We start from the raw sequence: 11,661 nt of genomic DNA, 5'->3' as shown, positions 1-11,661 counted from the left end.
TTATGTTTTACTTGCCAAATGAAGTGTACCATATCTGTTTAAAACTTGCATGTTAAGGTACGGGTGCTTCATTTGAATCTATCTATGGAATGAGAATGATCGGTTTGTATTTTATTCTGTTAAGAGTGATTTGATATTGCCGTTTGACTTAATCAGTTCGATTTGCGCTACTTTATAATTGAGTAGTGCCTCGTTATAACTGTTCTGCGCCGATACGAGATCCGTTTCTGCCGTTAATAGATCGGTTAAGCTTGCTAAGCCATTGCGATAATTGTTTTGCGTGCTATAGAATACTTCTTCGGCCAGTTTCTTATTTTCTTCTTGTGTTCGGATCGTTGTCAAGCTGTTCTTAAGTTGATTGTTTGCATTTTCATAAGCCATTTTTAAAGAGTTAGAGGTGTTTTTTATGTCTTGATAATTTTTTTGGATCTCAACATCCGCTTGCCTAACTCTGGAACGTCTGGCAAAACCGTCAAATAGCGGCACCTTCAAGGTCAACGTGATGGCAGACATATCAAAATTCAGCGCTTTGGACGAATAGGGATTAAATCTATTACTCTGTGTATTATAAATATAGTTGGCGCCAAGTGATAAGCTAGGGTAATATTCCGCAATTCTCGCTTTTTTTTGGTAACTTAATAAGGACTCTTGGCTTTTTAGTACTTTGTATTGTGCCATTCGATCCAAATTGAAACCATTGCCATCCAAGGCAAAGGCTTCCTGTTTTAAGGTCTGTAATTCACTTTGTGGAATTTGAATGTTTTCGCTAATGGGCATACCCATATAGTATTTAAGCAAGTTATTCTGTTGGGTGATAGCCGTTGACAAATCCTGTTTTTGAGATTCGAGATTGCTTAAGTTCACTTTCACTCGATCCAGATCGATTTTCTTTGCCAGGCCGAGATCATATTGACTGGAGGTCATCGTGAGCAATTTCTGCGTACGATCTATATTGGCGTCAATCACCTTCATCTTTTCTTGATTGATGATTACCTGATAGTAGGCGGAAGCAACTTGTTGTATCACATTCTCTTCACTTACCTCTGCGGCCAATTTGTAATACTCTTCTGAACTTTTAGCCGCTTTTAATCCCGTAAAAACGGATTGGTTGAAGAGTTCCTGGTTCAATTGGACTTGTGTAAGGCCCGTCCAATATTGCCCCCCCGCAATGGCGACGAATTCACCGGGCTGGCCGCCCATGAATTCAGCCGGAACTACAAATTGTGGCAAAATCAAATTTCGTGTAAGGCTACTGGTGAGATCAACTTGCGGAAGCGCGCCGGCCCTTACTTCAGCTACTTTATGCCGACCGTTCAGGATGTCCAATCTGGCTTTTTCAAGGACCTCACTGTTTTTTATAGCATAGTTGAGCGCCTGCCTGAGCGTTAAGGAGTCTTGCGCCTTTAAACCTAAAGAGGAAATCAATATAAATGCGAAAACCAATAAGGGTTTTATAGATTTCATATGAGATGTTGTGTTATAATGTCAATTTGTTATCATTTTATGCCTTAGTCCATTTACAAATATCGCAGAGGCAATTTTCTGTTTTTCAAAGATTTCGCTGAAGATCGAAATTTCGGGAATGTCCTTGTTCGTAACTTTTGCTATGGAAACCATCGAGATACCTTTTAAGACGGTGAAATATATTTGAGACGTTTTTTCAACATCAAATGTTACAAGCTCGCCCGTTCCGATCGCTTTCGTAAATGCCAGACTGATCGCCGTTAATTCTTTGGTTTCAGCATAACGGCCTAATGCGTTTAACTCATCGATATTTAAGTTACTGTCGGCATAGCCCATGGTAACATGGAGTAAGTAATGCTTTTCAAAAAAGTTCTTCTTGATCCTTAAAAAGCCAGTCAAGGTATCCAGGATTTGATTCGACTCTTGAATAATACGGTGGTAGGCTTCCATCCCTTCTTCAATTAGATGTTTAATAACATCTACTACCAATGCGGATTTGTCCGGAAAATAATAATAGAGGTTAGCTTTTGATACGGAGATGTCCTCAGCAATTTCGTTCATGGTGGTTTTGTTAATACCGAAATGAGAAAATCTTCTTAAAGCCGCCTCAATGATGTGTTGCCTTTTTACTTCTATGTCCACGTTGACTTACTTACTTTTTAACTATTTTACTTTTTGACTTTTTATCTGTATTGGTCAAAAATAAAGCGCAAAAAGTTACGCATCAAAAAAAACAGATTAAATAATGCAATATGACTTTTCTATGACGTTTTTTGAAATCGCAAGCCGTTCAGAAAAATAACGGCTAACTTTTTTTGCATTTTTGATATTTCATCAAATTCCTCTTTGGTCGGAATAAACATGACTTTCTTGTCTTTCAGTACACAGAATCGCATGCCGATCATGGCATTCAAAAATATTTCTGCAGTTTGTACCGGATCATCAACACGGATTTCGTCTCGCTGATTGGCTTTTTTAAAAATTTCTGCCAAAATCTTGATCTCTAAATTGCTTACAAGTTGCATAACTCGCGCTAGCTCATCGGGCATTTCCATGAGCGAATTAAGACCCTGGTCAAATAAATTATAATACTTCATGGTGAAGGCCAGCCGCATGTCGATCAGGTGCAATACCGCATCCTCACTTTCATCGATGTCTTTTAAACCCTGTTGGATTTTAGAGAACATTTTTTTTGCAATGTTTTCTAATACAGCGGCATATAAACTTATTTTATCGGGAAAGTAATAGTAGAGGAGCGCTTTGGAGAGGGATAGGTCTTTAGCGATTTCGGTCATGGTGGTTTTGGCAATGCCGAAATGTGCAAAACGTTTGGTAGCTGCTTCTATAATAAGCGTCCGCTTTTTATCGTGGTTATCCATTCGTGTCTTGTGTTCTGGAATACTGATGAATTAATTAGCTTATATTTGAACGATGCAAATAATAGCGCCTACCGGGGGCTAAGCTATTAATTGTATTCAACAAGTATCATATAAATATACGCAAAAATTGAAAAATTGAAAGAAAAAGTCAATAAACTAAAATTCTCCTTTGGTTCTAAAAACAGTTAAGCATCATTTAGTGACAAGATTTAAGAATGAATATAGTAAAACAAGTCTCATTAAAGACGTATAATACCTTCGGTGTGGACGTAAAAGCCGAGCAATTGGTACATATTGAGCACGAAAAGGATCTAACGCAATTGTATGATACAGGCGCGCTGCATCGCGATAAGCTCTTATTCATCGGCGGAGGCAGCAATATGTTGTTCGTCCGGGATTACGATGGATTGATAGTCCATATGGCGATAAAAGGCATTAAGCATCGCGAACGGGCCGGGGCTGTCGAGGTTCAGGCCGCAGGCGGCGAGGTTTGGCATCATTTGGTGCGCTATTGTGTCGACAGAGGTTTTGGAGGAATTGAAAATCTCAGTCTTATTCCGGGAACGGTTGGGGCCGCACCTGTTCAAAATATAGGAGCCTACGGTGTCGAGCTGCAAGATGTGTTTCTAAGTTGTCGTGCTTTTGAATTGGCCACCGGTACTTTTAAAACCTTTTATAAGGAGGATTGCCAATTCGGTTATCGAGAAAGTATATTTAAAGGTGCGTTGAAAGGAAAATATATTATTACAGAAGTAAACCTTTTATTGTCGAAGCAGTCTAAACTCAATACAACATATGGGGCAATTAATGAAGAACTAAATAGACGGGGGATTGCGCAACCGACTATCAAAGAGATTTCGGCGGTAGTATCTTCCATTAGGCAGAGCAAGTTACCGGATCCAAGTACAATCGGAAATGCAGGATCCTTTTTTAAGAATCCTGTTGTATCTGAGGACACTTTTAGGACCTTAGTGTCTGATTTTGTAGACATTGTTTACTATCCTTTTGGATTGAATCAATATAAGCTTGCCGCGGGTTGGCTTATTGAACAATGTGGATGGAAAGGAAAGGTAGTGGGAAATGTTGGTACTTGGAAAAATCAAGCTTTAGTGCTTGTTAACCACGGAAACGCCACAGGTTTAGAGATTTATAAGCTGTCCGAAACCATTATCGAAAGTGTGAAAAAACGTTTCGGTGTTTGCCTAGAGCGAGAAGTAAACGTCATTGGGGTTTAAGTAAAAATTAACTATTCATTAAAAATTATTTTCTTTTGAAACTTTGTCATTGTTTTGGCGAGATAGTTGTATTGATATAGTCGTTAAGGTATTATAAATAATTAAGCTATTTAAAATGCGATTGTATTAAACTCGGTAACAAGGAAAGCCTTGTTTCCACAAACCCTAAACAGTATGACAAAGCTAGAATTTAACACCATGGTAACCCAGCAGTCGGACTCGTTGAAAATGTATGCATTACACTTTACCCATGATGACGAGGACGCAAATGATTTAGTTCAGGATACTGTGCTCAAGGCAATTACTTATTATGAGAAGTTCAAAGAAGGCACTAATTTGAAAGGTTGGCTGTACACTATTATGAAGAATACCTTCATTAATAATTACCGCCGATTTGTAAAAATCAGCACCTTTGTTACGAAGTCTGATGAAATTTCTTCAGCCAATTTAGCCTATAGTGCCACTGGTAATAATGGAGAAAATAAGTTCGTAATGGATGACATCAAACATGCCATGACCAATCTTTCCGATGATTATTATGTCCCCTTTACGATGTATTTTGAAGGGTATAAATATCATGAGATTGCAGACCACCTAGATATACCTATCGGTACGGTGAAAACCCGGATACACGTAGCTCGTAAAACATTGAAAAAGTCGTTAAAGCCTTATCAATCAAGAGATAAGTCGCACGCCTACGCTGCTGCGATTATTTAGAAAAACATTTTTTAGCCACATGCGCAAAGGGGAAGCCGAGTTCTTTTTAATGTGGTTTCCCCTTTGTTTTTGGAAGCGTGTTTCTTTCTAGTTAAAATTTCCCCCTTTATGCTACCGCTTAATTGTTTTAGCTTTTGCGGCGTGGTTGGTTATTAGTTGCCCGTTTAGTTATTGGTTACTCGTTATTTGTTATTGGTTGTGCCTGCTGGTAGGCAGGAGTTGTCCGGTTACCGGATGTGCGTAATGAAATCACACGGGGCTCTAGCGCGCAGGGAACAACGACCTCATGAAACTGAGCGTCAAAAAGATTTAGGATTATTTTTAGCTACTTTGAGACACCAAAGTAGCCAAAGTGCTCGGCTTGTCTATTCCGTTGCAACCCGTTGTCCGATGCCCATCCGTGAATCGGAGCCACCCTTTCGCACAAAGATCCCACCCTTCGTTCGTCGATTCACTTAATCCGATAAGCTTCGCTCGATATCCAGTGAAGGGGCATCCGGAGCTGCCGGTTGCTGCCTTCACAGACTAGGCCACAGACGCACTTCGGAACGGCCGTGCTTACACGGGGCTTTCGAGCGGAGAAACTGTGGCCTCATGAAATTGAGCATCAAAAAGATTTAGGATAGCCGCGGGTAAAAAATCATGTGAAGAAGCGAAGGGTGGCCTAGCGTGCGGGAGCGGCTCCGCAGGATTGAGCTTTGGGCCTAAATCTTTAGCGAAAGTACATGCAGCCTTGACTGTTTGGTTCTTTATGGTCAAGCATAAAGAACATAATCAAGCATAAAGAACATAATAAAATATCACGGGATGATACCAAAGTAATATTATGCGTATTTTTGAATTCGAAAATACCTTTATGCAAACATATAGCAAAGCGCAGCTTGCCAAACGAAATGGACAGGATAGGGATGAAATTTGGATAGCTTTCAAAGGCAAGATTTACGATGTGACAGACAGTCATCTGTGGCGAAACGGAACCCATTATGAACATTGGGCGGGTCAGGATTTGACGGAAGAGTTGACAGCTGCCCCACACACAGCCCTGGTCTTTGAGCGTTTTGAGGTAGTTGGAATGCTCGAGGATTGATAACCGTTGAGAATCCGAAAATTATCGCCTATACTGAAACCTTGAGCTAGCTACTCAGTAGGTAGTTTCTATCCTTATATTAAATAATAAATGACGTAAGGGTGCTGAATGTTTGAACCCGTTCGTGAATCTCCTGTGCACTGAGCGATTCGATCCGTTCGGTTCCGAACTTTTCTACGCAAAAGGAAGCTAATGCAGAACCGTAAATCACGGCAGCTTTCATGCTTTCAAAATTAATAAAACCCTTATTGGCTAAATAACCAATAAATCCACCTGCGAAGGTGTCGCCGGCACCGGTTGGATCAAAAACTTCTGCTAACGGGAGGGCAGGAGCAGCGAATATGCTGTTTTCGCCAAATAAAAGAGCGCCATGTTCACCTTTTTTAATAATCAAATATTTTGGTCCCATATTCAAAATGAGTTCAGCAGCTTTGACTAATGAATATTGACCGGATAGCTGACGGGCCTCTTCGTCGTTTATCGTTAACACATCCACTTGACCAAGTACTTTTTTCAGGTCGTCAAGCGCAATGTTCATCCAGAAGTTCATGGTGTCCATAACCACGAGCTTGGGCCGCCTTGTCAACCGTTCAAGCGCGGTGAGTTGAACCTGTGGACTTAAATTGCCTAATAGGATGTATTCGGCCATTTGGTAACTGCTCGGTATGATGGGGTCAAAGTCGCCTAAAACATTCAGCTCCGTAACAAGGGTATCACGTGTATTCATGTCGTTATGGTACTTTCCCGACCAGAAGAATGACTTTTCTCCCGCTTTGATCTGGATCCCTGAAATATCAATATGTTTATCAGTGAATTTTTCGAGGTTGCCCTGGCCAAAATCTTCACCAACTACACTGATTATCTTAACATCATCGTAAAGATAGGAAGCTGCAAGAGCTGCATAACTGGCAGCACCGCCGACAATTTTATCAGTTTTACCAAAAGGAGTTTCCAGGGCATCGAAAGCCACGGACCCGAGGATGATCAAGCTCATACTATTGTTTGTAACCTATGTAAACAAAAAAACCCCGTAAACTTACGGGGTTTGCTCCTGAAGCTGGGCTCGAACCAGCGACCCTCTGATTAACAGTCAGATGCTCTAACCAGCTGAGCTATTCAGGAGTGCTTTCTGGCTATTACGGTCCACAAATATTGTCCTTTTGTGAACTGCGATGCAAATATAGGGTAATGTTTTAAATTGTCAAACGATTTTTTTGTTTTTTGTGCTTCTCATAGCGAATTGATCAATTAGAAGGCTCATTTTCAGAAGGAAAAAAATAGCACTTTTCCAAATCATTATGTCGAGAAGAGTGCGCTGGATGAAGGGCAGGGGGCCAAGACATCGATATGTGGCCAGTCCGTATCAATCTTTCCATTACACTTCGTTGCGGTCGAGATCACGGACTGCCACGATAGTGGAATATGTGTCACTCGAAACAATACAAAAGGCCAATTGTTAGCTTAAAACAATGGATTTTGTCCATCAAGTATTTGCGCGGAATATCGTTTTATTTTCTTAGTGTTTGTTGTACACTATTGTTGAAATTTAATGCTATATTTGTCCGTGTATTTTTGACGATAAAAAAGGTAGATAATTTTGCGTAGCATCTTAAAAATTGTCACTTTTGCGCATCGTTTAAGAATCGGCATTTAAAATTAATATTATGAATATTGTAATCGTTGGCGGTGGTTTTGCTGGGATGAATTTGGCCAAGCAATTGTCAAAGGACGGCAGCCTGAACATTACATTGATAGATAAAAATAACTATCATTTCTTTCCTCCCCTAATTTATCAGGTAGCGACTGCTTTTATTGAAACATCGATTATTACTTATCCGTTTCGAAAAATGTTCAGTAGTGCGCGCAACTTTCGATTTCATTATGGAGGATTGGAATATATTGATACCCAAAACCAGGTGGTGACCACTACGTCAGGCAAAGTGTCTTATGACTACTTGGTGTTGGCAATGGGAACCGAAACTAACTATTTCGGTATGGCCAACGTAGAGAAGCATGCCGTACCGATGAAAACAATTGACGACGCGATCAATCTTCGTAATCACATTTTGCGCAATGGCGAGCGTGCTGCCCAAGAACATGATGATGAAGAACGTGAGAAGTTTTCAACAATCGTTATTTCAGGAGGCGGTCCAACCGGGGTTGAGTTGGCGGGTATGTTAGCTTATATGAATAAGAAAATTTTGGCGAAAGAGTACCCTGAATTTTCTCCGAATGGCAAAATGCGGATTGTATTAGTTGATATGGCGCCAACGTTATTAGGACCGATGAGTAAGAAGTCACAACAAGAAGCTTTAGATGTGCTGCGCGATATGGGTGTGGAAGTAAAGTTGAACACCGGTGTAAAAGACTACGTAGACGGAAAGGTGTTGTTCGCTGACGGAACAAGTATAGCTACCGATACATTGATCTGGTCATCAGGTGTCATTGCAAAAGAAGCACCTGGTTTACCGAAAGAGGCGATTGGCCGTGGTAGAAGAATTTTGGTGGACGAATATAACCGGGTAAAAGGCTTGGATAACGTGTTCGCTATCGGAGATATCTGTTTGCAAACAACGGATAGTGCGTTCCCTAATGGGCACCCGCAATTGGCACAAGTTGCTATTCAACAGGGAAAACTGCTCGCAGAAAACCTTGTTAATATGGTTGAAAAGCGGCCCTTGAAGGCATTTAAATACAATGATAAAGGCAGCATGGCGATTATCACCAAGAATAAAGCAGTAGTAGATTTGCCTAAATTTACATTCACCGGTTGGTTTGCCTGGTTAACTTGGTTGTTTATTCACATTATACCGATTGCCGGATTCCGCAATAAAATAAAGCTGGTAACCGGCTGGTTCTGGTCGTTCTTAACAAATAATCCAAGTTTACGTCTGATTATTCGGCCTATTGATCAGCACAAAAGCACCGAAGAAACCATGGTAGAAGAAGTTAAAAAATAAATTTTCTTCTTATAAAAAAAGCGTCCGTTTCAGCACTGAAACGGACGCTTTTTTTATGAACGCCTATTATATTATAGCAAACTTTGTAGCAAAGGTTTCCATCCAACAATACCGTCCAATAACTTTTCAAGGTCTTTGATGGCTACACGCTCTTGTTCCATGCTGTCGCGATGCCGAATAGTAACAGTATCATCTTGCAGACTTTGATGATCTACCGTAATACAGATTGGTGTACCAATCGCATCTTGCCGACGATAGCGTTTGCCGATCGCATCTTTCTCCTCGTAAATAATATTATAGTCGATTTTGAGTAAATCCATCACCTCCCTCGCTTTTTCAGGCAAGCCATCTTTTTTTGTCAAAGGAAATACCGCCGCTTTAATAGGGGCAAGCGCGGGATGAAGATGTAATACAGAGCGGGAATCCTGCTTTTCATCTGTGCTCAAATCTTCCTCTTCATAAGCGTTACAAAGGACGGTTAAGAACATACGATCCAAACCAATGGAAGTTTCAATAACATAAGGAACATAATTCTGGTTAATCTCCGGATCAAAATATTGCAGTTTCTTTCCCGAAAAAGTTTGATGTTGACTTAAATCAAAGTCGGTCCGGGAATGAATGCCTTCCACTTCTTTGAAACCGAACGGGAATTCATATTCAATATCAACTGCGGCATTGGCATAATGTGCTAATTTTACATGGTCATGATAACGGTATTTCGAAGGATTCGGCTTTAAAGCTAAATGCCACTTTAAACGTGTTTCCTTCCATTGGTTATACCACTCAAGCTCGGTGCCCGGGCGAACGAAAAATTGCATTTCCATTTGCTCAAATTCACGCATACGCATGATAAACTGGCGAGCAATTACTTCATTTCGGAAGGCTTTTCCGATTTGAGCGATACCAAAAGGAATCTTCATCCTACCGGTTTTCTGTACATTCAGAAAATTGACGAAAATACCTTGCGCGGTTTCCGGGCGAAGATACACCTCCTCCGACCCATCGGCCATAGCACCCATTTGCGTACTGAACATTAAATTAAACTGACGGACCTCGGTCCAGTTTTTCGTTCCCGAAACGGGGCAGGCAATCTCATGTTCTTCAATGATGGATTTTAGTCGACCTAAATCATCGCTGTTTAAGGCAGCATCTAGATCGGCTTGGAGCTTCGCCGCTTTATCGGTTTTACCATCCTTTTCATACCGTGCTATTTTATCTTCAATTAGCTGATCTGCCCGGTAACGTTTTTTTTGAATCTTTGTTATCAATCATCGGATCGTTAAAACCATCAACATGGCCGGAAGCTTTCCATATTTTAGGATGCATAAAAATAGCCGAATCTATCCCTACAATATTCTCATTTAACTGCACCATAGCCTTCCACCAATAGGTTTTAATATTGTTTTTCAACTCAGCCCCTAATTGGCCGTAATCGTACACGGCACTTAAACCATCGTAGATTTCACTGGAAGGGAATACAAAACCATATTCCTTTGCATGTGATATAACATTTTTAAAAAGTTCGTCGTTAGTCTTCATTCTTACCTTTTTATATAAGCGTCGAAACGAGCTGTTAAAGCGACAGCTCTTATTTCTTTTGAAATAAATTTAAACGGATTTTAACAGGTTGAGCTATCGTTCTCTTGTCGTTTTCCATAGCAGAGACAAACCTATACAAAATTCTTTTATTTTTCGCTATAAATTAAATTCCTATCCGGGAAATCGCTTTAATTCCTTTAAGCCCTTCAGATAGGAAACACTTTTTTGTTTTATAAGAATATGGCGTTCATATTATAAGAAAAGAAAGCGAAGTGTTGTTTTACAAGGTGTTTGTCAATAGCTTTGTAGGATCAAATCGAGCAGCATCACAAAATTTCATGAAGCGGTTATATTTAAGTTTATTATGGTTACTGAGCATCGGTATAAGCGCTTGCTCATTAACGGAGGCGACAGGCAACGGTTACAGTGAGGCTTCTAAAATAGCACTTTCTTCAGTTGAGGACTTGTATAGGTTTATGACCTATAGTGATCGACGTGTACCCCTTGTTAGTGCACACCGCGGTGGGCCCGAGCCGGGATATCCTGAAAATGCCATTGAAACATTTCAACATAGTGCTAATAAACAACCGCTAATCATCGAATGTGATATTGCGTTAACGAAAGACTCCGTTTTGGTGATGATGCACGATGATAAACTAGATCGTACAACGACGGGCAAGGGGTTGCTTAGCAATCATACCTTGGCCGAACTTAAGGCACTAAAATTAAAAGACAATGAAGGTAAGGTTACATCCTTTAAAATTCCTACACTGGATGATGTGTTGAAGTGGGGAAAGGGAAAAGTAATCTTTACGTTGGATATAAAAAGAGGCGTGCCGATGGATTTGGTAGTGGACGCTGTCAAGCGTCATCAGGCGGCCTCTTACTCCGTTATCATCACCTACAATGCCACCCAAGCGGCTCAGGTACATCAACTGGCTCCTGATTTGATGATATCGGCCAGTATCCGAAAGATGGATGATTTGTTGCGATTGAACGATTACGGTATTCCCGATAACAGATTGCTCGCCTTTGTAGGCGTCAGTGAGCCCGAGCCATCCTTATATAAGCGATTGCATGAGCACGGGATTATGTGTATATTAGGAACTATGGGCAACTTGGATAAACGGGCGGAAAGTCGGGGTGATGGCCTTTACTATCAACTTATAGAACGAGGTGCCGATATTTTATCCACCGATCGGCATAATGAAGCAGGCGTGCAACTGGCAAAATACCGTAAAGATCATCAGATTCGGGCTTATTGATAACTGAAAATTTAG

General features: G+C 40.6%; 9 protein-coding genes, 1 tRNA gene and 1 pseudogene. 5 read left to right on the top strand and 6 right to left on the bottom strand.

Going from position 1 to position 11,661, the window contains the following annotated elements; all coding sequences use genetic code 11:
- Positions 1-111: 111 nt before the first annotated feature.
- From M1D52_RS22820 to M1D52_RS22810, 3 genes are all read right to left on the bottom strand, one after another.
- The gene (locus M1D52_RS22820) at positions 112-1,464 is read right to left on the bottom strand and encodes a TolC family protein (protein WP_377613267.1); all 1,353 of its coding nucleotides are present in this window, start codon (positions 1,462-1,464) and stop codon (positions 112-114) included.
- A 21-nt stretch (positions 1,465-1,485) separates the two neighbouring features.
- Entirely contained in the window at positions 1,486-2,106 is a 621-nt protein-coding gene (locus M1D52_RS22815; protein WP_437393660.1) for a TetR/AcrR family transcriptional regulator, read from the bottom strand.
- A gap of 119 nt (positions 2,107-2,225) precedes the next feature.
- Complete coding sequence (locus M1D52_RS22810; RefSeq protein WP_149105178.1) at positions 2,226-2,843, bottom strand: TetR/AcrR family transcriptional regulator; 618 nt, start codon at positions 2,841-2,843, stop codon at positions 2,226-2,228.
- Positions 2,844-3,058: 215 nt separating this feature from the next.
- On the opposite strand from M1D52_RS22810, the gene murB reads away from it, so the two are divergent.
- From murB to M1D52_RS22795, 3 genes are all read left to right on the top strand, one after another.
- On the top strand, positions 3,059-4,078 hold the full coding sequence (gene murB / locus M1D52_RS22805; protein ID WP_437393659.1) for a UDP-N-acetylmuramate dehydrogenase: 1,020 nt from the start codon (positions 3,059-3,061) through the stop codon (positions 4,076-4,078).
- A gap of 174 nt (positions 4,079-4,252) precedes the next feature.
- Positions 4,253-4,795 (top strand): RNA polymerase sigma factor, encoded by a 543-nt coding sequence (locus tag M1D52_RS22800; RefSeq protein ID WP_335312431.1) that lies wholly within the window; start codon positions 4,253-4,255, stop codon positions 4,793-4,795.
- A gap of 856 nt (positions 4,796-5,651) precedes the next feature.
- On the top strand, positions 5,652-5,882 hold the full coding sequence (locus M1D52_RS22795; protein WP_437393657.1) for a cytochrome b5 domain-containing protein: 231 nt from the start codon (positions 5,652-5,654) through the stop codon (positions 5,880-5,882).
- Positions 5,883-5,961: 79 nt separating this feature from the next.
- Here M1D52_RS22795 and M1D52_RS22790 read toward each other — a convergent pair whose 3' ends face one another.
- Together M1D52_RS22790 and M1D52_RS22785 are read right to left on the bottom strand one after the other, a co-directional pair.
- Positions 5,962-6,876 carry a PfkB family carbohydrate kinase gene (locus M1D52_RS22790; RefSeq protein ID WP_437393655.1) on the bottom strand — a complete coding sequence of 305 codons (915 nt, stop codon included), beginning with the start codon at positions 6,874-6,876 and terminating at the stop codon, positions 5,962-5,964.
- Between the two features lie 54 nt (positions 6,877-6,930).
- A tRNA-Asn gene (locus tag M1D52_RS22785) sits at positions 6,931-7,004 on the bottom strand.
- Positions 7,005-7,546: 542 nt separating this feature from the next.
- On the opposite strand from M1D52_RS22785, the gene M1D52_RS22780 reads away from it, so the two are divergent.
- Complete coding sequence (locus M1D52_RS22780) at positions 7,547-8,842, top strand: NAD(P)/FAD-dependent oxidoreductase (protein WP_437393653.1); 1,296 nt, start codon at positions 7,547-7,549, stop codon at positions 8,840-8,842.
- 71 nt (positions 8,843-8,913) lie between these two features.
- On the opposite strand, the pseudogene M1D52_RS22775 reads toward M1D52_RS22780, so the two are convergent.
- A pseudogene (locus M1D52_RS22775) lies at positions 8,914-10,381 on the bottom strand (glycine--tRNA ligase).
- A 338-nt stretch (positions 10,382-10,719) separates the two neighbouring features.
- Between M1D52_RS22775 and M1D52_RS22770 the strand changes: the two are divergent.
- A complete protein-coding gene (locus M1D52_RS22770) occupies positions 10,720-11,646 on the top strand; it encodes a glycerophosphodiester phosphodiesterase family protein (RefSeq protein ID WP_041387212.1) in 927 nt (308 codons plus the stop codon).
- Positions 11,647-11,661 lie beyond the last annotated feature (15 nt).

The organism is Olivibacter sp. SA151, assembly GCF_054130995.1.
This window is presented reverse-complemented; position numbering and strand designations above follow the sequence as displayed.

Coding starts and splice junctions, on each gene's coding strand:
- M1D52_RS22820 (WP_377613267.1), bottom strand. CDS start 1,464: ATGAAATCTATAAAACCCTTATTGGTTTTCGCATTTATATTGATTTCC.
- M1D52_RS22810 (WP_149105178.1), bottom strand. CDS start 2,843: ATGGATAACCACGATAAAAAGCGGACGCTTATTATAGAAGCAGCTACC.
- murB (WP_437393659.1), top strand. CDS start 3,059: ATGAATATAGTAAAACAAGTCTCATTAAAGACGTATAATACCTTCGGT.
- M1D52_RS22800 (WP_335312431.1), top strand. CDS start 4,253: ATGACAAAGCTAGAATTTAACACCATGGTAACCCAGCAGTCGGACTCG.
- M1D52_RS22795 (WP_437393657.1), top strand. CDS start 5,652: ATGCAAACATATAGCAAAGCGCAGCTTGCCAAACGAAATGGACAGGAT.
- M1D52_RS22790 (WP_437393655.1), bottom strand. CDS start 6,876: ATGAGCTTGATCATCCTCGGGTCCGTGGCTTTCGATGCCCTGGAAACT.
- M1D52_RS22780 (WP_437393653.1), top strand. CDS start 7,547: ATGAATATTGTAATCGTTGGCGGTGGTTTTGCTGGGATGAATTTGGCC.
- M1D52_RS22770 (WP_041387212.1), top strand. CDS start 10,720: ATGAAGCGGTTATATTTAAGTTTATTATGGTTACTGAGCATCGGTATA.